Genomic DNA, 25,517 nt, shown 5'->3' with positions numbered 1-25,517 from the left:
GTACACAAAATTATACGTAAAATCCATGTACGCAAGTAATAGCAAGGGAAATGCGGTTATTTGTTGATAACTTAGACTATTTGTTAATAAAGGAATGCATTTCATCGGATTTTTCATTATATCAATGTCTATAAGGGTTTTAGAGCATTTTAGCATTTTTGTTAAAATCATAACCATTAAGTAATGATTTTACATCCATTTTTCGCTTTCCAGGAAGCTGAATTTCTTTAATTGTTATATAACCACCTCTAACAGCAACTTTTAACTCATGTTTAGAAATGTCTAATGTTCCAGCATCTAGTTGATGATCTATAACTTCTTTTTCTATACCAAAAATTTTGATGCTGAGTTGCTCTTCACCGTTTTCCAAATAACACCAAGCTGCAGGAAACGGATTTAAACCTCTTATCTTATTATATATGGTGTCTAAATCTAAAGTCCAGTCAATTTTACAATTGTCTTTATTAAGCTTGTAAGCTGTTCTTAAATCTTCTGTTTTTGGCTGTATAGTCGTTTTAATGTCACCTTTTTGTATTAAATCTACAGTCTTTATAACTAACGCACTTCCTAGATGCATTAATTTGTCATGAAGCGTTCCAACCGTTTCAGTATCTGAAACTGCAATGGCTTCTTGTAAAATGATAGCTCCTGTATCAATCTTTTCATCAATAAAAAACGTGGTTACTCCTGTTACTTTTTCACCATTTATAATTGCCCAATGAATTGGAGCTGCACCTCTATAATTAGGTAGGAGAGACGCGTGTAAATTAAAAGTCCCGTATTTGGGCATGTTCCAAACCACTTCTGGTAGCATTCTAAAAGCGACAATAATTTGAAGATTTGCGCCTAAAGCTGCTAACTCTTTTATAAAATCTGGATGTTTAAGATTTGTTGGTTGTAAAATAGTTAAGCCTTCTGCCACAGCATATTTTTTTACAGCAGATTCGTTTAATTTTCGTCCGCGACCTGCAGGTTTATCAGGAGCAGTAATCACACCAACCACATCATAATCACTATCAACTAATGTTTTTAAAGTGGCAACCGCAAAATCTGGTGTGCCCATAAATATAATTTTCAAAGGATCTCTCATGTCTTTTTTATTTTATAGCTGTTACCAACCGTCAATTCTATAGCGTTATGCTCAATAAGTGTTTGTAATGTCTCAATAATTACCTCTTTTTCAAACGGTAATTGTTCTACCAATTGTCTAGAACTCATTGGGTGTTTTTCTAAGGCCAAAATGACTTGGGTTGTCACTGTTTTAATATCTCTTTTTTCTTCGGAAATTTTACCATTCACACACACTGAGCAAATCCCACAATTTGTATATGATATCTCACCAAAATAATGTAGTAATTGTCTGTTTCTACAGATATCATCGTTGTCAATGTATTGTAATACAGCATCAATTTGTTTACGTTTCAATTGCTGTTGGTGTTCTACAACATTCGCTATTCTATTAATTGTTTTATCATCTTCTCTTGGTTGAAGAAATAATACTTCAGAATCTGTATTTGAAAACAAGAAATCTACAATACCATCTTTATGTAGCTGATGTAAAATAGCGATGATTTGTTTTTCTGGAACAGAAGATTTATCTGCTATCAAGGTTAAGTTAATCGCTAGCTGATGTTCAAAAATCCCACCATAGGTTCTCAATATAGTTTTAACCACTATATTATATTGTGAATGCGTTTCCAAATAAGAAAACATACTGTTATTACTCACAATAAACTGAAGCTTCGTTTTGTAATTAAATTGTTGAGATAATTTAATAACACTATTTCGATCTAACAATTGAAGCGCATTAAATGTTTTTGAACTTTTAAATTGATACGCATTGCAAAAATCACTAAAACTAAACTGATGTGTTGTTTGTTCGCCTTCTCCATATGAAATCTGAAAAAAGTTGCATAATTTTCTATAGACCAATTTCAGTTCTTCAATAGTTGGTAAACTTTTAATAAACTGATTTTTTAAAGCCTGCTCATCAGATTTGTTAGTGAGCAAAACAGCATAAGCATTTTCATTGTTTCGTCCAGCACGACCAGCTTCTTGGTAGTAGCTCTCTAGACTTTCGGGTAAATTAATATGTATAACAGTTTTTACATCTGGTTTATCAATTCCCATACCAAAAGCAGTTGTGGCTACCATAATCTCTTTTTGGTTATTCATCCATTGATAGAGACGTTCAGTTTTATCCTTTGTTGGAATGCCACCATGAAAAAAAGTAGAACTAAAACCTTTCTTCTCTAATATATTATGAATTTCGATACTCATCTTACGACTTCGTACATATATTATAGATGAGCCTTTATGTTTTATTAACTGTTGCTCTAAGTCATAGATTTTATCTTCACTATGCAACACTTGGTAAGAGATATTTGGTCTTGTAAAAGAGGCTTTAAAGATTTTAGGAGCAATGAAATCTAGTTCTTTTATAGTTTCTTCTATAACCTCTGGCTTTGCTGTTGCAGTAAGAGCAATGACATTAACATGAGGTTGGAGTTGTCTTAAAATGGTAATGTTTTTATACGCTGGTCTAAAATCATTTCCCCATTGACTAATGCAATGCGCTTCATCAACTGCGATGAGATTAACGTTCATTTGCTCAATACGTTGCTTGACGATGTCTTGTTGTAATCGTTCTGGCGAGAGGTATAAAAACTTATAATTTCCGTAGATACAATTATCAAGAAGTGTGTCTAGCTCACTATATTTAATTCCACTAGTAATCGCCATGGCTTTGATCCCTTTTTCTTTGAGGCTATTAACCTGATCTTTCATTAAGGCAACCAAAGGCGAAACGACTATGCAAATCCCATCTTTTATGAGCGCAGGAATTTGAAAACATATAGATTTCCCACCACCTGTTGGCAGCAACGCAAAGGTGTCATTATTCTCTAAAACCGAATTGATTATGTCTTCTTGATAAGGCCTAAAAGATGTGTGATTCCAGTACTGTTCTAATATGTTTATGGGATGAGCCATCTATAGATTAAAATGGTCTAAAATAAAATCTGCTCTGCTAGAAATACTATCAAAAGGCACATCAATTAAGTTGTACCCAAAACGTTTGTAAGTGTCTAATAGTGAATGATGTATTTCTACGGCTTGATCAAAATTTTCATAACGTTCACTATCACTCACAAAGATCTCTTGCCAAGGTGCTAAAACAAACACTTTGTCATAAACATGCGCTTTACAAGTGTCTGTAAAATGTTGAGGGTAATCGCTTTTTACATAATCCATATATGCTAAAACATCTGGCAAGCCTCTATCAATAAATACGATGTTTTTATCACTAGTTTTTGTAGCTTCATATTGTTGTGTTCTTGCTTTTAAAAGCAATTCACTAAAAAGTAATGGTTCAGTTAAAAAGAGTTGTTCCACGCCATTTTTTCTAGCGTCTAGCGTCACTTGTCTTGAGACTTCCTCAAAACATGTAAAGTCTCTAGAAATTAATTCGTTTATAATAGATGATTTTCCTGTTCCTGGTCCACCAGTAATAACAATTTTTTGTGTGTTCAATTTGGCAATGTTTAGGCTGTAAAATTAACGAATACCTTTGTAAGTGGGAAATAATAAGGTTTTTAAAAATAGAATAGGGTGATTTCGTTTCTTAATTGTTCATCTATTTAGAGTTTGCTAAACAAATTATAACTTACAATTATTCTAGTTTTAACATTTCCGAAGTCATAAAAAGAATATAAAAAGTCTTACTTTTATAGCTCTAAAAAAACAATATAATATGAAGAGATTAATCCTTACAATTTTTGCTTTTATTTTCACATTGTCATCAGCAATGGCTAATGAAGGTATGTGGTTTTTAATGCACATTGAGCGCTTAAATCATCGCGATATGCAAGCCATGGGTTTACAGTTAACACCCGAAGAAATTTACAGTATAAATAATCAAAGTTTAAAAGATGCTATTGTGCAATTTAATGGTGGTTGTACTGCTAGTATTGTGTCTGATAGCGGTTTAGTGTTGACAAACCATCACTGTGGTTATAGTGCCATTGCAGAGTTGTCTACAGCAGAACAAAATCACTTAAAAAATGGTTATTGGGCAGCTTCTAGAGAAGACGAAATGAAGCCAGAAAGCTTATATGTTCGCTTTTTTGTGAGAATGGATGACGTGTCTAAACGTATTTTATCGCTCGTAAATAATGATATGAGCGAGAAAGAACGTGAAGCAATAATCAACAAGGAAATTGCTAAAATTGAACAAGAAAATAATGAAGGTGGAAAATACACTGTTTCTGTGCGTCCGTTTTATCAAGGAAATGAATATTACTACTTTGTTTATGAAGATTATACCGATGTTCGTTTGGTAGGAACACCTCCAGAAAATGTTGGTAAATATGGTGGAGACACAGACAATTGGGAATGGCCAAGACATACTGGAGATTTTTCATTGTTTAGAGTCTATGCAGATGAAAATGGTCAACCAGCAGAATATTCAACTAATAACGTGCCTTTAAAAGCAAAATATCATTTACCAGTTAATATAAATGGTGTTAAAGAAAACGACTTTGCTATGATTTTGGGATATCCTGGGAGAACAAATCGTTGGATGCCAGCTCAAGGTGTGGAGCAAAATGTAAAATATGCATATCCTGCTTGGGTTGAAGGCTCAAGATTAAGCATGGATGTCATGAAAAAATACATGGATGAAAGTGACGAAGTAAGGTTAATGTACGCATCTGCATATGCAGGAATTGCAAACTATTGGAAAAATAGAGCTGGTATGATAACAGCATTAACACAGCATAAAACGGTAGAAAAAAAGACTAAGACTGAAGATAAATTTCAGAAATGGGCAAAGAAAAAAGCGAATAAAGATGCCTACGGAAATGTGATTGAAAACATCAATAGTTATTATAGCTTAACAAACGAAAAAGTAAAGCAAAGAAACTATTTATTAGGGATGTTGCGTGCAAGTAAATTTTCTGTTTTGCCTTATAGACTTGGGTCTGCATTAAAACAATATACAGGAGCAAATGAGGCAGAACGTAAAAATATGTTGCCAAGATTACAAGCTGTTATAGCAGATTCTTATAAAGACTTTTATTTACCTCTAGAAGAAGAAGTATTTGCTAAACAATTGGGTTTATTAGCATCAAAATCTAATTATCCGTTGCCTGAGTTAGTTGCAACAGTTGGACAGAGTAATAACAACGATTTTACTGCATATACTAAAGCTATTTTTGAGTTGAGTATGTTTACCTCTCAAGAAGGTGTAGAAGCATATTTACAATATCCAGATCAAGCAATTTTAGATAGTGATCCACTATTACAATTATCTACACAGTTATTAGATAAGTATAGAGAGAGTCCAGAAAGTTTAGAGCAACCAGAAAACGATTTTGAAAAATCTTATAGATTATTAGTTCAAGGATTACGTGAGTCTGGATTAAGCGATATTAAATATCCAGATGCTAATTCTACATTACGTTTATCTTACGGAAAAGTGAGAGCTTTACCAGCAGATAAAAGAAACGATGCTAACGAAAATAACTATACCACGTTTCAAGGAATGATCAAAAAGTACAAGCCAAAAGATCCTGAGTTTGATTTAGATCAAAGCATGCTAGACATCTATGAAAAGAAAGATTATGGTCGTTACGCTAACGAACGTGGACAATTGCCAGTTAATTTCTTAACAGATAATGATATTACTGGAGGAAACTCTGGTTCGCCAGTGGTAAACGGTAAAGGAGAACTTATCGGTTTAGCTTTTGATGGAAACATAGAAGCTATGGCAGGAGATGTGATTTTTGATAAAGACTTACAACGTACTATTAATGTAGATATTAGATATGTATTGTGGCTTATTGATAAATACTCAAACGCTAAGCATATTGTAGATGAGTTGACTATTATTGAGAACTAAAAGTTAATTTATATTTACTACGGAACTATTAAAATTCATAAAAAGCGATCTGAAATTCAGGTCGCTTTTTTATGTTAATTTTTTGAATGCCAATACCAAAATGGTTCAGTTTTTGCTATAGTTAATTTAAAAGTTTAAAGGGTAAGTGGGATCACATTTCCGAAGTGAAAAGTTACAAAAAGCTGTTAGAAGTAGAATGTAAAATAAAAAAGGAAATGTATCTTTACTTCCGAAGAAAAAAAAAGCTATGAGTACAGAGAAAAAAACAGAAGAATTTTATATTAAATTAAGAGTGCAATTAACTGAAACAGCAAGTTGGCCTTCAGAGTATCTCTATAAGTTTATAGTGCCATCTGAAGCATCTAAAATCAAGAAAATAGAAGATTTATTTGATAATTTGGGTGCTGTAATTACGACTAGAGAATCTGGCAAAGGGACATACACAAGTGTTTCTGTGAATTTGCAAATGAAAGATCCAGACGCAGTTATTATTAAGTACAAAGAAGTTGCAGAACAAGTAGAAGGTGTTATTTCTCTCTAAAGAGATTTAAGCATTTTCTATTTATTAATAAATAGTGCTTTTTCGTCCATTCTTTGTCTTTTTTTAAATCCGTAGCGATGCTATGAAACTTTAAAAAGTCTTCAAATGATCAAAAAATCATTAATTTTCGTTTAAAAGTTTAAATCACTTTTGTAAAAAGAACACGAGATAACTATTTTTTTGTATTTTGCAAGCACATGCAGAATTACTTCATGCATGACACACAAATACTACACAAACTTATATTTTGATAGACGACATAGAATACAACACAGAGCGTGAACATTTGATTATTCCTGAGTATGGAAGACATCTTCAAAAAATGGTTAATTACGCTAAAGCATTACCAACAAAAGAAGAACGTAATAAAGTAGCAAAATCCATTATTAATGTGATGGGAAATATGCAACCTCATTTGCGTGATGTGCCAGATTTTCAGCATAAACTTTGGGATCAACTTTTTATAATCTCAGATTTTGAATTAGATGCCGACTCTCCTTATCCAACCACTACAAAAGAAGAGTTGAATGAAAGGCCAGAGCCTTTAAAATATCCTCAAAATTTCCCTAAATATCGTTTCTACGGAAACAATATAAAAACCATGATCGATGTGGCAAATACTTGGGAAGATGGCGAATTAAAAGAAGCATTGACATATACTATTGCAAATCACATGAAAAAGTGTTTCCTTAATTGGAATAAAGACACAGTAGAAGATGATGTGATTTATAATCATTTATTTGAATTGTCTGAAGGTAAAATCAACCTAAAAGGAAGTGATGAAGACCTCACAGATGCTACAACGTTGATGCGCAACAAAAAGAAATACTCTAACAGTAATTCTAGCAGTAAAAAATCGCATCACAAAAAGAATAATTCTAACCGAAACAGAAAACGCTATTAATCACTCTTCATGGCAACATTTATAATTGAAGGAGGTCACCAACTCAAAGGGAAAATACAACCTCAAGGCGCAAAAAACGAAGCTTTACAAATATTATGTGCAGTCTTATTGACTGCCGAAGAAATAAGAATTGATAATATACCAGATATTATTGACGTCAATAAATTAATCGCTCTTCTTAAAAAGTTAGGCGTTAAAATTGAAAACGTTGGTAAAGGATCTTATACATTCAAAGCAGATGATATTAACTTAAAATATCTTGAGTCTGCTGAGTTTAAAGAAGACGGAAAAGGATTAAGAGGATCTATCATGATCGTTGGACCATTGTTGGCTCGCTTCGGAAAAGGATATATTCCAAAACCTGGAGGAGATAAAATAGGTCGTCGTCGTTTAGATACGCACTTTGAAGGATTCATTAATTTAGGTGCAAAATTTAGATACAATAAAGAAGATTTATTTTATGGTGTTGAAGCCGATAAGTTAAAAGGAACCTACATGCTTCTCGATGAAGCCTCTGTAACAGGAACTGCCAATATTGTAATGGCAGCAGTTTTAGCAGAAGGAACAACCACGATTTATAACGCAGCTTGCGAACCCTATTTACAGCAATTGTGTAAAATGCTTAATCGCATGGGAGCAAAAATAAATGGCGTAGGTTCTAATATGTTAATTATAGAAGGTGTTGATACATTAGGTGGCACAGACCATAGAATGCTTCCAGATATGATTGAAATTGGAAGTTGGATTGGTCTCGCTGCAATGACAAAAAGTGAATTAACGATTACTAATGTGAGTTGGGATGATTTAGGTCAAATTCCAAACGTATTTAGAAAAATAGGAATCACTGTTGAGAAACAAGGTGATGATATTCATATTCCTGCACATACCAACGGTTATGAAGTGTCAAACTATATTGACGGTTCTATTCTTACGGTGTCTGATGCGCCTTGGCCTGGATTTACACCAGATTTAATAAGTATTATTCTTACGGTTTTAACGCAAGCTAGAGGAAGTGCTGTTGTACACCAAAAAATGTTTGAGAGTCGTTTATTCTTCGTGGATAAATTGATTGATATGGGAGCAAAAATTATTCTTTGTGATCCTCATAGAGCAACTGTTATTGGTCACGATTTTAAATCTACACTAAAAGGAACTACAATGACCTCTCCAGATATTAGAGCTGGTGTATCTTTATTAATTGCAGCATTATCTGCAAAAGGAACATCTACCATTCATAATATCGAACAAATTGATAGAGGTTACGAAAACATAGACGAACGTTTACGTGCTATTGGTGCAAAAATCACTAGAGTAGAAGGGAATTAAGTTTTTCTCTACGGAAATGTAAAATATTTAAAACCTCGCTTTTGTGAGGTTTTTTTATGCTCTTATTTGGCTATAAGATATTTATAGTAATAACTCCATAATAACAGTAATGGGCAGTAAGGATTGTCTACCTTATCAAAAAAGGAAACAAACCTATGATTACTGATATAAAAGTAAATAAGCCAGAGCCTATTCCGGGAAATAAGACTTATAAAAGGTTTGCACAAGGAACTGATGTTGACAGCACGATTGAATATCTAACACAAGGGGAATCTATTCTCATCAATGAGTTTTACAATGATGGTATAGCTTTGCTCCAAGATTTAAATAACTATCTAAAGTTAAAATTACCTAACATATCTTTTAAGGAACAGCAAGATTATCGCACAGAATACTTTAAACTTTCAAATTTAATTTTATTAGAAGTTAAAGATCAAAAACTATGTACCAAGAAATCACCTAGTATTGGCTGGTTAGAAAAATTTTATCCAGATAATGATCATTTCTTTTTGACATTTCCACAAATACAAGGATTAAACAGTGCGTGGCAATGGTACAAAAATGGAGTTTCTATGCCAGTTTTACGTAATAAGATACATCCATATTATGGCACATACTTCCCAACACGTTTTGAGCATTTGGTACTTTTTAACAATTGGTTGAAACGTTATAAAGGTCCAAAAAAAACAGTGATAGATGTTGGTGTTGGATGTGGTGTTTTGTCTTTGCAATTGATACAACATGGTTTTCAAAAAGTCTTTGCTACAGATATCAATCCTAATGCAATTTTTGGATTACAAGAGTTTATGGGAACCACTAAACTTTCTAGAAAGATTGAGTTGGATTTAGGAAACCTATTTGGGAAGTGGGAAAAACAAACTGAAATGATTGTATTTAATCCACCTTGGCTGCCTAAAACGCATGAATTAGGTAGTATTGATGATGCTATTTATTATAATAACACTTTATTCACAAATTTTTTTACTGAAGCAAAAAAACGACTCTTACCTAAAGGGAAATTGATAGTCATCTTCTCAAACTTAGCTCAAATAGCAAATTTAACAACCGAGCATCCTATTGAAAAGGAGTTAGCTGAAGGTCATCGGTTTCAATTAGAAAAATGCTATAAAAAATCTGTGCAAGCAGCTTCTATTAAAACAAAAAGAGAACACAATTTACGATCATTAGAAGCGGTAGAACTTTGGGTGCTAACACATATTTAGAATTTGATGATATAAAAATGCTTAATGAAAGTCAGATAATGAGTCAAAGAGAAATCCATACAAGTTTCCGAATACATTCATGTTACGTAATTTATTGTAAACGTAGCTAGATTTTCGTTAATCTAATTCCAAGGCCCATTTGTGGTCACATGTATTGTTTCCCCATTTTTGTCAATTTTGTATAATCCACCAGCACATCCTAACCAAATAGTCCCTTTTTTGTCTTTTAAAAAAGCCATTATCGATGTTGGAACTTTATAATTTACAAATTCATTATTTGTGTATTTGTAAACTCCGTTGCTTATCGTACTCATCCATAAATCGTTTGAATTGTCTAAGTAAATTGAGTAAACATCATTTTCGTTTAGCCCTTTTATTTTAGGGAAGTGTACGAATTTTTGACCATCATATTTGTTTAATCCTCCTTTACCAACTCGTTTGTCTATATCATTGTTGTCTTTCTCTGCTACTCGCGTTCCAATCCAAATGTTTCCTTTTTTGTCCTCCACAATTGATTGCACATTATTTGAGTTCAAACCTTCATTTGTTGTTAGATGAACAAATGAATTTCCATTAAATTTACTCGCTCCATAACCGTCTCTTCCAAACCAAATATGTCCTTTTTTATCTTCTGAAATAGTCGTTATCCAATTTTTTGTATCTGGATTTATTATAGTTTCTATTTTCGGATAAGGAATTGGGAATTTTTCAAACTGTTTACCATCAAACTTACAAACTCCACCCCAAGTTCCAATCCAAAAAGTTCCTTTGCTATCAATAAATAAATTGCTTACCATATCGCTACAAAGTCCATCTTTTTCTGAGTAGTTTGTAAATGTGTTTCCGTCATATTTTGATATTCCTGCACCTGTTCCAAACCATAAGTTTCCTGAATTATCTTCAATAACACAAGTAATACGGTTACTTGGTAAGCCATCTTTTGTAGTCAGATATTTCAGATTAGTTCCATCAAATTTTGCTACTCCTTTTTCTAATGTCCCAAACCATAAGTTTTCCTTAGAGTCTTGAAATATTTCAACCACATAATCTCCAATTTGTGACTCTACGGTTTTTGGTAGCTCATTTAAAACCGTATTATTTTCTTTATTTGATTGAGATTGTCCAATACAAGAAGTAATGAAAGTGATAATAAAAACTAATAAACAGATTCTTGAAAATAAATAGGAATGTTTCATTTGTATTTTTTTCAAACTTAAGACGAAAGATGTTCTTATGGTATTATCAAATGTAAAATTATGTCAAAGAAGTGTGAAATTTCATATTCTCTTTTAAATACATTAATATTTTATCCGTTGATTAACTTGCTCTAAAATCAGTTTTTCTAATTCTGAGAAATTTATACGTAATGAGTTTGATATAATAGACAATGGCGAACCATAAATTCTATTATTCGCTTTCATTGCAGCTTTTGAAATAAAGTTCTTAGAACGTTCAATGTATTTTTCTGGTTCAGAAGTTAGAACAACAATCACTTTTGCTGAACCTGTTCCCCAAGATTTTATTCCAGTGATATCTTTCCATTCTATGAGTCCAACACTTGTTGCGTTTGAGTTGTCAATAATTCCGTCATCATTTATAGTCAAACCTGCTTTTCGGCTAAAAACTTTTTTAGCAATAAAAATAAAACAAAGTCCAAAGAATAAAACTCCAGCAAGTCCGATTATAAAAATATAATTTGTATTGGGAAAACGGATAGAAGTGAATCTCTCTGGTTCAATCATACCAAAAGCTGAAACAATAACAAATGCTAATGATCCAATCATAAGTAAAATGATTTTCGTTTTGCTTAGTGGTATCTTAATTTCAGTTATTTGTGATGGTTTGGTCAATTGTGTTATATCTCGATATATTTTTATTAATCATATTACGTAAAGATACTTATTTATAAAATCTCAAGATTAAAAATGAAAAACCACCTTGCTTTCGCAAAGTGGTTTTTAAATACTAATTTTTCTTCTCGATTAACTAAGTATCGATAGAACCCATTACACGTTGCATGAACGTATTTAAAGCTTCCTTTTTGGGTGTTCCAGATTTGATCATCTTTTGAACTTCTAGAGCACCATACATATTAGAGATAAGTTCTCCAATTACATCGAGTTCTTCATCTTTTAGCGATGAAACTTCGGTTAGATTCTCTAAAGTTTCAATCGTTTCAATGATATAATCTTCGTCGTTCTCCTCAATAAATTGAGAGAGATGTTTAATTACTGGTAACTTCATCCCATCTTCCGTCTTCCCAAAGGGAAGAAACTGTTTTTTTAATTATTATAATTTTAGGCAAAACTTTTAGGTTTCGACTTACTGCATAAGCTAACTTCGTTTAAAATATATTTTAAACTCGTTAATGCTCAACCTGACATTTGTTAAACGACTTCTGAAACTAATTCCTTCAAAACCTCAAACTTGTTAGTTTGTGTTTGGTTGACAAAAGTTCCATTTTGAAACGTTGCAAATGTTGGTAAATTATCAACCGTTGCTAATTTTCTAGATTCTGGAAATTTCTCTGCATCAGCCATAATAAACGTGATGTTTTCATTTTCCGAAGCTAACTTTTTAAACTTTGGTTTCATGATTCTACAGTTACCACACCAAGTGGCAGAATACTGTACAATTACCGTATCGTTTTCTGAAATTATTTCAGATAAATTATCTTGTTCTAATTCCTTTACCATGCTCAACTTAGTTTAAATGTGCTTTCAAGTATTCTGCTGTACCTTTAGCATTTGCTTGCATTGCATCTTTTCCTTCTTCCCAGTTTGCAGGACAAACTTCTCCTTTTTCTTGTACGTGAGTTAAAGCATCAATGATTCTTAAATATTCGTTGACGTTTCTACCTAATGGCATATTGTTAACGCTCTCGTGTTGGATTGTTCCTTCTTCGTCAATAATGTACGTTGCTCTGTACGTTACATTGTCACCTTCTACTGTGTATAATCCAGTTTCTTCATTAAAATTACCTTCGGAAATATCTAAAATATCAAGTGCAGATGCTAAATTTCTATTTGAGTCTGCAAGAATAGGGTAAGTTACACCTTCAATTCCGCCATTATCTTTTGCAGTACTTAACCATGCAAAGTGAACTTCGGCAGTATCACAAGATGCTCCAATTACAATCGTGTTTCTTTTTGCAAATTCTTCTTGTGCAGCTTGGAACGCATGTAATTCAGTTGGACATACAAAAGTGAAATCTTTTGGGTACCAAAATAATACTACTTTTTTATTGTTGTTTTTTGCTTCTTCAAGAACATTGAGTTTGAAAGTGTCACCCATATCGTTCATTGCATTAACGTCTAAATTTGGGAATTTTTTACCTACTAAAGCCATATTTATATTTTTAATTGTTGTTATAATTTTCAACAAAATTAAAGATTAGAACAGCTAATAACAATAGGAATTAATTATAAGAAACTATGAAGTAATAGTATGAAGGTATAGCTTCAGAAAAGCGGGTTGAATGTTGTTAATTTGGCAATATAGCAGTCTGATAATTGTCAACTATGCAATTATCAATCAAAATCAATGAAAACTTAATTTTACTTCTTTTTTAATTGTCTGATTTTAATATTCAAAGCAGCAAATATTAAAGTGGTAAACGGACTAAGCCAATTAAAAATAGCATACATAAAATACTCTCCAACTCCAACACCTAACACACCAGATTGATAAGCTCCACAGGTGTTCCAAGGAATTAATACAGACGTCACAGTACCAGCGTCTTCTAGTGTTCTAGATAAGTTTTCTGGAGCAAGACCTTTATCTTCATAAGCTTGCTTAAACATCTTACCAGGAATAACTATGGCTAGATATTGATCTGAAGCAATAACGTTTAATCCTAAACAACTCGCAACTGTAGCAGCAAAGAGACCAAAGACTGAAGACGCAATAGAAAGTAAAGCCTTTGTGATTCTAGATAATGCACCAATACCATCCATAACACCTCCAAAAATCATAGCACATATGATAAGATATATGGTCCATAACATGCCATTCATTCCTCCAGCACTAAAGAGCTTTTTTAATCTCTTAATAGTAATTAACTTATCTAAGTTATCAACTTTATTCTCAACAACATTTTTATCTTCATAATCAGATGAAAAGAATTTTGTTAAAGTTTCTTTTGTAAATACACCTTTCAAATCATCATCACTGAATAAATTTTTTAATTTTTCATCATTATTTATTTTGACTAAATCACTTTCAGATAAAGCTGCTAAATATTGTTTATCTGAAATTTCAATATTAGTATCTGTTAGAATAGAATTCACAACAGTTTGGGTAGATGAATCTGCTATTGTCTTGATTAATTTTGGTTGAAAAATAAAAGCAAAAACAATGGCTAAAAGAACTCCTGAACCTAAAGCGATTAATGGCTTCGTTTTAAATAAAATTAATCCAATTACAGCTACAGGTACCATAAATAACCAAGGAGTGATATTAAAATATTTATCTATTGTTCCTAATATAAAAGTTGTGTCTGAACTTCCATTAGATTCAATGGAGAAACTCATGATTCCGAAGACAATCAACGTCACCAAAACAGTTGGTATAGTTGTGTAAGCCATGTATTTGATATGTGTAAATAAATCTGTTCCTGCCATCGCAGGAGCAAGGTTAGTGGTATCACTTAGAGGTGACATTTTATCTCCAAAATACGCTCCGGAAATTACAGCACCAGCAATCATACCAGGATTAATGCCTAAAGCTGTGCCAATACCAACAAGTGCAATACCAACAGTTGCAGAGGTCGTCCAAGAACTTCCTGTTGCTATAGAAATTACTGCTGCAATGATTACAGAAGCTGGTAAAAATATCTCTGGACTCAGTACTTGCAATCCGTAATAGACCATTGCAGGAATAACACCACTTATGAGCCATGTTCCAGCCAATGCGCCAACCAAGAATAAAATCATAATAGGAACAAATACACTTTTTAGATTTTCCCAAACCTCTTTTATCATGACTATTGGAGATACTTTATTCATAAATCCGCCAATCATAGCGACAAAAGCACCAATCAATAATATAAGCTGATTTGTATAACCACCAAGCCACTCCTGATCTTCAACAAAAAAGATATTATAAGCTAATAAACCCATTAATATGACAACAGGAATCATGGCTTCAAAAATATTAAGTTCCTTATTATCAACAATATTTTGATCTTTAGCTTTAAATTCTGAAATGTTATTGTCGTCGCTCATATGATTTTAATGTTGGTTTTGTCTTGTAATGTTACGATTTTGTAGTCTATTCTGCAAATCGTAATACGTCCTTACTTTTGCATTTCAATTCTAGAAATATAGATGGATTCATTAACTAAAATTGTTTTAGGAGCTGTTTGTGGAGAAGCTGTTTTCAACTTGAAATTATATAAATCAAATAATCGTCCCAATATGAAACCTTTTGCTCCAGAATTATAATTTTAAGTTTCCCATGAATGCACTTTGGAAACGGCTTAAAGGTAGATAATTTCTAAAAACAACTGATTTGTTACTTGCAACTAATTGATGGTTAGTATACTTCGTCGGATTTTCATGTCCAATAAACACGAAAATCTGCTTTATATCGAATTTCTGTGACTTTTCTTCGTTTGGGTGTCCAAATAGTAGTATTAATCAATTAATTGTCAATATGTTAACTATTTCGCCTTCTCTTTCTTACTCGTCTATTATTGTTTACTATATCAATATGATTCGTGATTTTACTTTGAGGAAGCTAGATTTTGTAATGGTTGCTAAATCTGCAGTAAAAGACATACAGGTAATGTCTCCTATAATAATTTCATCATCATTAGCAAAAAACAAAAAGGATGAAAATGAACAAGATTCTAATTTAGAGCACTTTCAATGGAAGCTCAAAAAGAATTTAGAAACACTTAAATTTTTAACTGAGTTGGAGTTGCGTTATGATAAGAATAAATCAAAATTAAAATTCATTGATGACTGTAATGCTATAAAAATTGAAGTCCAGCAAAATACGATTGAGCTGACTAGAAAAATAGCTTTTTATAAAACCTAGATCTAAATAAAATACCCGATTAAAATGTTGATAGACTTCAACGTTACCTGCAAGGTTTGAGAAACCTTGCAGGATAATGAAGTTTTAAATATTTAAGCTATAACCGCTTCTTTTTCTAATATATTAAGACTTTCCATACACTCACGCATCATGAGGTAAGTGCGTTCAATATCTGCATCCAAACCAATTGAGAAACGAATTAGACCATCACTCAATCCCATTTCTTTTTGTTCGTCTTCAGGGATTTCCGAAGAGGTAGAACTTCCAGGTGCAGAGAATAAAGTTTTATAAAAACCTAGACTTACAGCCAAATACCCTAAGTTTTTCTCTTGCATGAGTTCCATAAGTTCATTGGCTTTTTCTAGACTTCCATAATCTATGGTAAGCATGCCTCCAAAGCCATATTTTTCATTCATCATAGATTTAAATAACTCATGTGAAGGATGAGATGGTAATCCTGGATAGACGGTTTTTAGTCCGTCGTTTTCAAATTTTTCAGCTAAGTATAATCCATTTAAACTGTGTTGTTGCATTCTAATATGCAATGTTCTAAGATTTTTTAAAACCGAAGCAGAACGTAAGCTATCCATTGTAGATCCTAAGAGCATTGAGGCACCATCATTTACGTTTCTTAAATCGTTAATAAACTCTTGAGTACCACAAACCACACCACCTACAGTATCACTAGAACCGTTGATAAATTTTGTTAAACTATGAATGACGACATCTGCACCTAATTTTGCAGGAGAAATTGATAAAGGCGAAAACGTATTATCGACTATTAGCTTTAAATTATGACGCTTTGCTATCTCAGCAAGACCTTTAATATCTGCAACTTCTAATAACGGATTACTAACAGACTCACAGTATAATACTTTTGTGTTTTTTGTAATTGCAGCTTCAACAACATCTAGTTTTGTAATATCCACGAATGAGGTTTCAACATTAAAACGAGGTGTGAAGTTTTTTAAAAAAGCATATGTACCACCATAAATTGTTCTACTAGAGACTATATGATCTCCTGCACCACAAAGTTGCATTATGACAGGAGTAATTGCTCCCATTCCAGATGCAGAAACGTTTGCAGTTTCTGTACCTTCCATTGCTGCCAATGCTTCACCTAAATATAAATTTGAAGGTGTAGAGTGACGAGAGTATAGATAGCAACCATCTGCATTACCTTCAAACGTATTAAACATTGTTTTTGCTGAAAGGAATGTATAAGTTGACGAATCTGAAATTGAAGGATTAACACCTCCAAATTCTCCAAAGTATTGTAAATCTTGTATGCTATTTGCTGGTTTAAATGCCATGTCTATGTCATTAAATTATAAACTAGTTTAATTATATGTCATCAAATATGGTATTATTTAGATTAAATAACAATACTTAGGTTCTAGATTAGAATATAAAACTGTATTCTTTAATTTTTTTAGTTGTTATTGCTTTGATTATAGGGTTTTGGGGTGCTTAACTGAAAATCTTTCAAAAACAAACGTTAATCTTTTGTAAACCAGTGATAAAGATATGAGAGCCTAATTAACGGCAATGGCTAATGCATGAGTATTAACGAAAATAATTAAATTTGTTAAGTATAATTGAACTAATTACAAATTTTATTATTAGTCAAGATTAGAAAAAAATGATTATTAGAAATTATTGGAAGGAAGAATGGAAAGAGGTTAAATTTGATGAAAAGATTTCCGAAAATGAGAAATTTAAAATATCAAATTATGGAAGAATTATAAACTGCAAAACAGACGAAAAATTTCTGGTGAAAAAGTACTTTATAAATGGATATCAAAATTTACCTCTAAAACAAAAAGAGAATGGGAAACAAACAAGTAGATACGTTCATAAACTTGTAGCAGAACATTTTCTAGAAAAAGGAAATGGAGTTTGTGTTATTCATCTAAACTATGACAAAACAGATAATCGACTTGAAAATCTAAAGTGGGCTACCAAAAGAGAAAAAGAGCTTCATCAATTTAACAATCCAAATTGGGAAGACATTGTAAAAAAAAGAAGTAAAAATATTGGCAAATTAAACGAAGCAAAAGTCAAAATTATCAAACGCCAATTAAAAAATAATAGAACTAGAATTAAAATGATTGCAAAACGATTTGGAGTCTCAGATATGCAAATTCATAGAATAAAAACAGGAGAAAACTGGAGTTCTGTGACAGAATAAAATAATGTTGAGCACTATGTTGTAAAATGCATCGTTAGTTTGTTGTTATTAAGCAAACTTTTTATTCAAAATCATTTTAGTATATGCAGGTTTTATATCTAATTTTTCAATGTAATTACTTAAAAATTTAGCATCTTTTTTAACACCACCTAAAGTTGCAGAACCTCTAGTGAATAGCCACGGAAGCCCTAAAAAGTAAAGTCCTTCAACTTCACTAACACCTCTGTAGTTTTTTGGGTATTTATAATCGTTAAGAGTGACACCTTCTATCCATTCAAAATTGGGTTTAAAACCTGTTGCCCAAACAATATTTTTTATGTTATTGTAATCTCCTTCTTCAAAATGTAGTTTCGTATCATTGGCATCTAAAGTTCTGCCAACACAAATAACATTTTGTTTTTTTAATAAGGATTTTACATCTGTACCAATAATTGGTTGTCCGCCTTTACTTAGTTTTTTTCCGATGTATGAAAATTTACTAACAGATAAAAAACCAATTGTTTTAAACCACCACCATAATGTTTTTCCTAAGATTTCTTGAGGGATTGATGTAATGTTAGTGTCTCCAGAAAAATAGACATTACGATCTGTATTTGAAATTTCATTAAGAATTTGAACACCAGAATCTCCTGCACCAACCACTAAAGTATCTCCTTTTTGTAGTTGTTCTGGGTTTTTATAATACTCACTATGTATTTGAATTATTTCTTCGGAAATTTTAGTATGACAGGAAGGTGTAAACGGTTTATGAAACGGACCAGTAGCAACAATTACATTTTTTGCTTTAAAAGTATCTGTTTCGCTTTTTAATATAATGTGATCATCTTCCTTTTTTAATCCTGTGATTTTTTGATTGAAGGTAATTGGTATTTTAAATTTTGCCACATAAGATTTTAAATACGCAGCAACTTCATATTTATCTGGATAGTATCCTTTTTTACTAGGAAAATTTAATCCAGGCAAATGATTAAATTCAGTAGGAGTAAATAATTTTAAAGAATCCCAACGCTTTAACCATGGCGCTCCAGTTTCACTGTTGGCATCCAAGATCAAAAAATCTTTTTTTAATTGAGTAAGATGGTAAGCCATTGATAATCCAGCTTGTCCAGCTCCAATAATTATAAAGTCCGTCATGTTGCAAATCTCAACCTATTTAGATTATTATACAAATGTTAAGGGTTTTATTAGAAAATAAAACTATTAATAATGAATTTACAATTATATTTGTCTTACTTATTACTTGTAATTTTAAAACTTATGATGCAACTGGATGCCATTGATAAAAAATTGCTGCATTTACTTCAAATAGACAGTAAGCAAACTAATAAAGAACTCTCTGGTAAATTAAATTTATCGGTTACTGCGGTTTATGAACGTATCAAAAAATTAGAGCGTGCTCACATAATATCAGGTTATGTTGCCTTAGTTGATAAAAAGCAGGTTGATAGGTCATTCGTGACATTTTGTAGTATTAAATTATTGCAGCATACTCAAGACTTTGTGGTTAAATTTGAAAAGGAAGTCACTCAATTGGATGAGGTTTTAGAATGTTATCATATTAGTGGAGATTATGATTATTTGCTTAAAGTGATTGTAGCAGATATGGATGAGTTTAGAGAGTTTATGGTTAAAAAATTAACCAAAATTAGCCATATTGGAAGTACTCATAGTGCTTTTATGATTAGTGAAGTAAAACATACAACTGCGATTAACGTAGAATAAATCGTTTATCTTTAAAGGATGCAATCTACCATTTATAAACTTTCCGAATTATTTCTTATTTTCATAATCGTACCTGTGAGTTTTGCCATTGCATTTCCTATTTGGATTAAAATGGTTGTAGGTATTTTTGGCTTTTTCTATGTTCTGTTTGTGCTATTGCGTATTGAAAAAAATAAATTTAAAATTACGCCACATCTCAATTGGAAGTCATTTTTTAAACGTACGTGTATTCAATTAGTAATCATTGCTTTGCTCACAATATTGTATATGTGGTTTGTAGATAAATCAAACCTTTATGTGGTTGTTTTAAATAAACCATTTTTGTGGTTAGGAATCCTTTTTGGGTACAGTTTTTTTTTCGGTATATCCTCAAGAACTAATTTATAGAACCTTCTTTTTTCAGCGTTATCAGATGTTATTCAAAAGCCAAACGCTTTTCATATTAATCAATGCAACTTTATTTTCTTTAGCGCATTTGTTTTTCAAAAATGGGCTTGTTATGATTCTAACATTCATTGGAGGACTCCTCTTTGCACTAACATTTAAAAAGACAAAGTCAACGCTTTTGGTATCTATAGAACATGCTATTTATGGTAGTTGGTTATTTACGGTAGGAATGGGTGAGATGCTAGGTTTTCCAAGTTAAAAAAAAACTATTAAATTTATACCGCTCTAAATTGCATTACTGTTATAATGAAGTACAATCAAATCAAGGACTTATATAAAACAATTTTTCAATCTTACGATAAGCCTTCTTTACAAGAACATATTAAGAAAATCATTGAGTTAGATAAGTTTTTGCCTTATAGTTCTACGTTTTTTTGTATAACGAATACACAAGATTTAAAATTTGAATTTATCAGTAAAAATTTTAAAGCCTGCTTAGGTATAGATCCTGTTGAGTTAAAAACTAATGGTATGCGTTATTTTTGGCGTAGAATCCATCCAGATGATATAAAAGGATGGTTAACTGCATTAAATGAACTTATGGAATTTACTCTTGGTGAGATTCCTGAAGACAAAAGAAAACGTGCAAATTACACTTGGAATTTTAGATTTAAAAATGCAGATGATGTTTATGTTAATATCATTCAAAATACAACACCTTTAGCTTTTGATTCTGACGGGAAACCTATTATAGGTTTAGCACATTACACTGTTATGCATCCTAATATTAAAATGGAACTCAATGCTTCTGCCAAATTACTTAATGAGCAAAACGAATATGAGACTATCTATTTTAATAATTTTTCTCAAAAATTATTGAGTGATGTTGTGAGTAATAGAGAGCGAGACGTCATTAGGTTATTATTACTAGATTATTCAAGTAAGCTCATTTCAGAAAAATTAAATATTAGTCCGCATACTGTTGATACTCACAGGAGAAATATCCTCAAAAAATTCAATATTTCTTCTACAGGAGAACTTATTGGGATGATGAAAATGAATCAACATTTTTTATAAAACCTTAGAAATACTCAAATTGAGTATTGTAATGACTATTAAAAATATCGAATTTTGAACTGTTATTAATTCAATAGGGATAAATATGCTCATTCTACCTAGATTTTTAAATCTAATAAGAATGGGCTTTTTTATTTTTAAGGTCTTAAATTTTAAAAATAATAGTAATTCATTAATCAAAATTGTACTTTTGTTTATGTATTTAAATTCGATAAAAATATAGTTTATGAAATCATATGATGTAGCAGTAATAGGTTCTGGACCTGGTGGATATGTAGCAGCAATTCGTTGCTCACAATTAGGAATGACAACCGCAATCATCGAAAAATATTCTACACTTGGTGGTACTTGCTTAAACGTAGGCTGTATCCCAAGTAAAGCACTTTTAGATTCGTCTCATCACTACGAAGATGCAATAAAGCATTTTGAAGAACATGGGATTGAAATTCCTGGTGAAATTAAAGTTAATCTAGAAAAAATGATAGCTCGTAAGCAGTCGGTTGTGGATCAAACGACAAGCGGAATTGATTTTTTAATGAAGAAAAATAAGATTGATGTTTACCAAGGATTAGGAAGTTTTAAAGATGCTACGCATATTTCTATCGACGGAAATGAGACAACTGAAATTGAAGCAAAACATACCATTATTGCTACTGGATCTAAACCATCAAACTTACCGTTTATAAAATTAGATAAAGAACGAATTATTACATCTACTGAAGCTTTAAAACTCAAAGAAATCCCTAAGCATTTGATTGTGATTGGAGGAGGAGTTATTGGTTTAGAACTTGGACAAGTTTATAAGCGTCTAGGATCTGAAGTCACTGTTGTAGAATTCATGGATCGTATCATTGCTGGTATGGATTCTAGCTTATCTAAAGAATTAAACAAAGTATTTAAGAAGGCTAAATTTAAGATGAATGTGTCTCACAAAGTTACATCTGTTGAGCGTAAAGGTGATGAGGTTATCGTTAAAGCCGAAAACAAAAAAGGAGAAACTGTTGAGTTTAAAGGTGATTATTGTTTAATTGCTGTTGGTCGTAAACCATTCACAGACGGACTTAATCTTGAAGCTGCAGGAGTGAAGTTAACAGATAGAGGACAAATTGAAACCAATGCTCATTTACAAACAAGTGCTAAAAATATTTATGCTGTTGGTGATGTTGTAAAAGGTGCGATGTTAGCACATAAAGCCTCTGAAGAAGGTGTTTTGGTTGCTGAAACTTTAGCTGGACAAAAACCACATATTGATTATAATTTAATTCCTGGTGTTGTTTACACATGGCCAGAAGTTGCTGCAGTTGGTAAAACTGAAGAAGAACTAAAAGAAGCTGGTGTTGATTATAAAACAGGTCAATTCCCAATGCGAGCTTTAGGGAGAAGTAGAGCGAGTATGGATAACGACGGATTTGTAAAAATCCTAGCCGATGCAAAAACAGACGAAATTTTAGGCGTTCATATGATTGGAGCTCGTGCAGCAGATTTAATTGCTGAAGCAGTTGTTGCTATGGAATACAGAGCATCTGCAGAAGATATTTCTCGTATGTCACATGCACATCCAACATTTGCAGAAGCTATTAAAGAAGCAGCTTTAGATGTTGATGGTAATGCATTACATATTTAAGTCACTAATTTTATTAATAAAATATATGAGATTGAAGTTTTAGATTAGCAAATCTCTGTGTAATATAAAGCGAACCAAATGGTTCGCTTTTTTTATTTGTTTTATACAATTATCTGTAACAATTTAATATCTTTAAACACAAATAGTTAACTAGCCTCATCTCTACAGTCATCAACTTGATTTGCTTTCCAACCAAAGTAAATGATTACATTACTTCGCCGATTTAGGCAACGCTTACTCTCCGAAAACAAGTTTTCGAAATACCTTGTCTATGCCATTGGCGAAATTATCCTTGTGGTTATAGGGATTTTAATTGCATTGCAGATTAATAATTGGAATGAAAACAGAAAATATAAACAACAAGAAATTATCTACCTAGAAAACCTAAAAGAGGATTTGGAAGTACAAATTCAATCCCAAAATATTTATATAGATTTTGAAGAGATTATCATACAAGACTGCAAAGACATAATTACACATTACGAAACCCAAAAAGGATTCCATAATATGGACAGCATTTATCAAAAATTAAGTGATTTGAGTGTGAGATGGACTTTTGTAAATGCTAACACAACCCTTTTAGAAATGATAAATTCTGGACAAATCAATCTCATTAGAAATAAGGAGTTGAAAAAAAACCTAATGGAGTTTAATCAGATAGTACAAAGGTTTGCGAGCAACACATTAAACAATAATACAAATTTGATTGATAATCTAATTGCACATAATATTATCAATATTACAAACTATGCAAATGCAGGTTATTCTGAACAGATGAAAAAACAATTTCAAAAATATGTTTCTATTCAATTTTCTACTATTAATGATACTCAGCTAGCTGAGTTTTCAAATCAAAATTTAAACGATCCAAAATTTAAGCTTCAACTTATCAATAATGTTGCTTTTAGAAATGGTTTGGCAAAGATTCAAAAATCTGGTAATGAAAGTTTGAAACAAAATGCCATACAATTACAAAATCAGATTATTTCAGAATTAAAAAAATGATTAAACTTTTTAAATTATTGAAATACAATTTTGAGGAACAAAATCAGATGTCTACTAGACATCTGGTTGAAATAGCCGCTTGCGGAAAGATAGAAAAGACGTATAACCAATGATTAAATTCTTCCGACATATTCGTAAAACATATCTTATGGAAAACAAAACAAGTAAACCTGCCTTGCCGGCAGGCAGGTACTTTAAATATGCCATTGGTGAAATTATACTTGTAGTGATTGGTATTTTAATTGCATTGCAGATTAATACTTGGCAACAACATAAAAAAGATAAAGCTTTAGAAAAGCGCTACCTTAAAAATCTAGTCCAAGAACTTAAAAAGGACTCCTTGGCACTACACATCAACTCTCAAAAATTAAAACGACAAGCTGACACAAAAAACCCACTTCTTGATATGTTAAGAGAAGGGAAAGAAACAGATTCTCTTAATTTGTTTTTTAATTTACAATGGCGACCTATATATGCTTATACACCGTTAAAATCTACATATGAAGAAATGACTAATAGTTCTCATCTCAATATTATACAATCTGATGAGATACGTAGTGCTATTGTAAAAATGTACAACAGCTATGAAGATCTTGAAAAGGATGAAGATTTTCTTCTTGAGTATTTTAAAAACTTAGTGAATGAGTTATCTAAAAAAGTTGCCTCCATTTACAATCCAAGTGTTGATGACATTTTAGCTTTAGGTAACGACAAATACATTATGAACAGTATTCGTTTAAATGGCGCCTATAGTCGATTGAATAATTATAATGAAAAACTTGCTGAATGTAGTCAATTATTGCAGCAAATAAAAAACTATCAAGACACTTTAAAATGATTAAATTCTTCCGAAGAATACGTCAAAACCTAGTTATGGAAAACAAAACAAGTAAACCTGCCTTGCCGACAAGCAGGTACCTCAAATATGCAATTGGTGAAATTGTGCTTGTAGTTATTGGAATTCTTATCGCCTTACAGATTGATAATTGGAATAATAGGCGCTTAGAACAGCAAACATTAAATAACACGTATGCTATTATTGCTGAAGATTTAAAAAATGATATTGACGACATCGATTCTATATTAAAAGCTAAAAAAGAACTGGAGCCAATTTTCAATAAAATACTAGATGGTTTAATGACCAAAGAAGATTATGAAAATTGCAATGGATGTGAATATCTTATTATAGGTGGTCCAGATTTAACCATTGAAAAACGAGGCTACAATCTCTTAAATAATTTTAGTGCTTCTAAAACAAGCGAAGACAGTTTAACCATTAAAATTGCACAATTTTACACAAAACAATTAACTGAGATTACTGTTGACGATACTCTAAGAGCAAGTGATATAGCAATTAACGTTAATGAATGGAAGGATAATTATAAGTGGTATTCAAACTATATAACTGGTAGAAATAAAGATGGGTTTTTAGAATATACTCTAAATAATCATGATTATAAAAATAGAGTAGCAAATTACTATATGCTTAATTATACGATTTACATTCCAAAACTAAAAGCATTTATTGCTGAAGCAAAAGACATTTTAAAACAATTGGAAGAAAAATTGAATTAAC

The 25,517-nt window shown here is 31.7% G+C and carries 25 protein-coding genes; 14 read left to right on the top strand and 11 right to left on the bottom strand.

Annotated elements, in window-relative coordinates; all coding sequences use genetic code 11:
* Positions 1 to 139: 139 nt before the first annotated feature.
* The 3 genes from fmt to WNY78_RS17520 are packed head-to-tail and all read right to left on the bottom strand — an operon-like array spanning position 140 to position 3,531.
* A complete protein-coding gene (fmt, locus tag WNY78_RS17530) occupies positions 140 to 1,090 on the bottom strand; it encodes a methionyl-tRNA formyltransferase (protein WP_342874525.1) in 951 nt (316 codons plus the stop codon).
* Positions 1,087 to 2,991, bottom strand: coding sequence for a RecQ family ATP-dependent DNA helicase (locus WNY78_RS17525; protein WP_342874524.1), 1,905 nt, complete (start codon positions 2,989 to 2,991; stop codon positions 1,087 to 1,089). The genes fmt and WNY78_RS17525 overlap by 4 nt, the downstream gene beginning before the upstream one ends.
* A complete protein-coding gene (locus WNY78_RS17520; RefSeq protein WP_342874523.1) occupies positions 2,992 to 3,531 on the bottom strand; it encodes an ATP-binding protein in 540 nt (179 codons plus the stop codon).
* A gap of 220 nt (positions 3,532 to 3,751) precedes the next feature.
* On the opposite strand from WNY78_RS17520, the gene WNY78_RS17515 reads away from it, so the two are divergent.
* The 5 genes from WNY78_RS17515 to WNY78_RS17495 all read left to right on the top strand — a co-directional run bounded on the left by WNY78_RS17515 (position 3,752) and on the right by WNY78_RS17495 (position 9,893).
* Positions 3,752 to 5,899 carry a S46 family peptidase gene (locus tag WNY78_RS17515; protein WP_342874522.1) on the top strand — a complete coding sequence of 716 codons (2,148 nt, stop codon included), beginning with the start codon at positions 3,752 to 3,754 and terminating at the stop codon, positions 5,897 to 5,899.
* Between the two features lie 247 nt (positions 5,900 to 6,146).
* A complete protein-coding gene (locus tag WNY78_RS17510) occupies positions 6,147 to 6,440 on the top strand; it encodes a DUF493 domain-containing protein (protein WP_342874521.1) in 294 nt (97 codons plus the stop codon).
* A gap of 247 nt (positions 6,441 to 6,687) precedes the next feature.
* The gene (locus tag WNY78_RS17505) at positions 6,688 to 7,344 is read left to right on the top strand and encodes a DUF4290 domain-containing protein (RefSeq protein WP_342874520.1); all 657 of its coding nucleotides are present in this window, start codon (positions 6,688 to 6,690) and stop codon (positions 7,342 to 7,344) included.
* A 9-nt stretch (positions 7,345 to 7,353) separates the two neighbouring features.
* A complete protein-coding gene (gene murA / locus WNY78_RS17500) occupies positions 7,354 to 8,670 on the top strand; it encodes a UDP-N-acetylglucosamine 1-carboxyvinyltransferase (protein WP_342874519.1) in 1,317 nt (438 codons plus the stop codon).
* 155 nt (positions 8,671 to 8,825) lie between these two features.
* Positions 8,826 to 9,893 carry a methyltransferase gene (locus tag WNY78_RS17495; protein WP_342874518.1) on the top strand — a complete coding sequence of 356 codons (1,068 nt, stop codon included), beginning with the start codon at positions 8,826 to 8,828 and terminating at the stop codon, positions 9,891 to 9,893.
* 122 nt (positions 9,894 to 10,015) lie between these two features.
* Here WNY78_RS17495 and WNY78_RS17490 read toward each other — a convergent pair whose 3' ends face one another.
* The 6 genes from WNY78_RS17490 to WNY78_RS17465 form a co-directional block, all read right to left on the bottom strand.
* A complete protein-coding gene (locus tag WNY78_RS17490; RefSeq protein WP_342874517.1) occupies positions 10,016 to 11,089 on the bottom strand; it encodes a two-component regulator propeller domain-containing protein in 1,074 nt (357 codons plus the stop codon).
* A gap of 102 nt (positions 11,090 to 11,191) precedes the next feature.
* On the bottom strand, positions 11,192 to 11,743 hold the full coding sequence (locus WNY78_RS17485) for an STM3941 family protein (protein WP_342874516.1): 552 nt from the start codon (positions 11,741 to 11,743) through the stop codon (positions 11,192 to 11,194).
* 136 nt (positions 11,744 to 11,879) lie between these two features.
* On the bottom strand, positions 11,880 to 12,137 hold the full coding sequence (locus tag WNY78_RS17480) for a hypothetical protein (protein ID WP_342874515.1): 258 nt from the start codon (positions 12,135 to 12,137) through the stop codon (positions 11,880 to 11,882).
* Between the two features lie 143 nt (positions 12,138 to 12,280).
* Positions 12,281 to 12,589: a thioredoxin family protein gene (locus WNY78_RS17475; RefSeq protein ID WP_342874514.1), complete on the bottom strand. Its 309-nt coding sequence runs from the start codon at positions 12,587 to 12,589 to the stop codon at positions 12,281 to 12,283.
* Between the two features lie 7 nt (positions 12,590 to 12,596).
* Positions 12,597 to 13,241: a peroxiredoxin gene (locus WNY78_RS17470; RefSeq protein WP_342874513.1), complete on the bottom strand. Its 645-nt coding sequence runs from the start codon at positions 13,239 to 13,241 to the stop codon at positions 12,597 to 12,599.
* A 209-nt stretch (positions 13,242 to 13,450) separates the two neighbouring features.
* Positions 13,451 to 15,118 carry a Na+/H+ antiporter NhaC family protein gene (locus WNY78_RS17465; protein ID WP_342874512.1) on the bottom strand — a complete coding sequence of 556 codons (1,668 nt, stop codon included), beginning with the start codon at positions 15,116 to 15,118 and terminating at the stop codon, positions 13,451 to 13,453.
* Between the two features lie 430 nt (positions 15,119 to 15,548).
* On the opposite strand from WNY78_RS17465, the gene WNY78_RS17460 reads away from it, so the two are divergent.
* Positions 15,549 to 15,935 (top strand): hypothetical protein, encoded by a 387-nt coding sequence (locus tag WNY78_RS17460; protein ID WP_342874511.1) that lies wholly within the window; start codon positions 15,549 to 15,551, stop codon positions 15,933 to 15,935.
* A 92-nt stretch (positions 15,936 to 16,027) separates the two neighbouring features.
* On the opposite strand, the gene WNY78_RS17455 is transcribed toward WNY78_RS17460, so the two are convergent.
* Positions 16,028 to 17,248: an aminotransferase class I/II-fold pyridoxal phosphate-dependent enzyme gene (locus WNY78_RS17455; RefSeq protein ID WP_342874510.1), complete on the bottom strand. Its 1,221-nt coding sequence runs from the start codon at positions 17,246 to 17,248 to the stop codon at positions 16,028 to 16,030.
* A gap of 332 nt (positions 17,249 to 17,580) precedes the next feature.
* Here WNY78_RS17455 and WNY78_RS17450 point away from each other — a divergent pair, with 332 nt between their 5' ends.
* Positions 17,581 to 18,126, top strand: a complete 546-nt coding sequence (locus WNY78_RS17450; RefSeq protein ID WP_342874550.1) for an NUMOD4 domain-containing protein — start codon at positions 17,581 to 17,583, stop codon at positions 18,124 to 18,126.
* Positions 18,127 to 18,174: 48 nt separating this feature from the next.
* On the opposite strand, the gene WNY78_RS17445 is transcribed toward WNY78_RS17450, so the two are convergent.
* A complete protein-coding gene (locus WNY78_RS17445) occupies positions 18,175 to 19,260 on the bottom strand; it encodes an NAD(P)/FAD-dependent oxidoreductase (protein ID WP_342874509.1) in 1,086 nt (361 codons plus the stop codon).
* 126 nt (positions 19,261 to 19,386) lie between these two features.
* Between WNY78_RS17445 and WNY78_RS17440 the strand changes: the two genes are divergently transcribed.
* The 7 genes from WNY78_RS17440 (at position 19,387) to WNY78_RS17410 (ending at position 25,516) form a co-directional block, all read left to right on the top strand.
* On the top strand, positions 19,387 to 19,848 hold the full coding sequence (locus WNY78_RS17440; protein WP_342874549.1) for an Lrp/AsnC family transcriptional regulator: 462 nt from the start codon (positions 19,387 to 19,389) through the stop codon (positions 19,846 to 19,848).
* 340 nt (positions 19,849 to 20,188) lie between these two features.
* Complete coding sequence (locus tag WNY78_RS17435; protein WP_342874508.1) at positions 20,189 to 20,494, top strand: CPBP family intramembrane glutamic endopeptidase; 306 nt, start codon at positions 20,189 to 20,191, stop codon at positions 20,492 to 20,494.
* Between the two features lie 47 nt (positions 20,495 to 20,541).
* Positions 20,542 to 21,312 carry a LuxR C-terminal-related transcriptional regulator gene (locus WNY78_RS17430; RefSeq protein ID WP_342874507.1) on the top strand — a complete coding sequence of 257 codons (771 nt, stop codon included), beginning with the start codon at positions 20,542 to 20,544 and terminating at the stop codon, positions 21,310 to 21,312.
* Between the two features lie 226 nt (positions 21,313 to 21,538).
* A complete protein-coding gene (lpdA, locus tag WNY78_RS17425) occupies positions 21,539 to 22,936 on the top strand; it encodes a dihydrolipoyl dehydrogenase (RefSeq protein ID WP_342874506.1) in 1,398 nt (465 codons plus the stop codon).
* A 201-nt stretch (positions 22,937 to 23,137) separates the two neighbouring features.
* Positions 23,138 to 23,941 carry a DUF6090 family protein gene (locus WNY78_RS17420; protein WP_342874505.1) on the top strand — a complete coding sequence of 268 codons (804 nt, stop codon included), beginning with the start codon at positions 23,138 to 23,140 and terminating at the stop codon, positions 23,939 to 23,941.
* Between the two features lie 148 nt (positions 23,942 to 24,089).
* A complete protein-coding gene (locus WNY78_RS17415; RefSeq protein WP_342874504.1) occupies positions 24,090 to 24,779 on the top strand; it encodes a DUF6090 family protein in 690 nt (229 codons plus the stop codon).
* 35 nt (positions 24,780 to 24,814) lie between these two features.
* Entirely contained in the window at positions 24,815 to 25,516 is a 702-nt protein-coding gene (locus WNY78_RS17410) for a DUF6090 family protein (protein WP_342874503.1), read from the top strand.
* The last annotated feature ends 1 nt before the right edge of the window (position 25,517 follow it).

Origin of the sequence: Psychroserpens sp. AS72, assembly GCF_038900375.1 — a bacterium.
Lineage (GTDB): Bacteria > Bacteroidota > Bacteroidia > Flavobacteriales > Flavobacteriaceae > Psychroserpens.
Note: the sequence above shows the minus strand (reverse complement) of the source record. Positions and strands in the feature narration are given on the sequence as shown.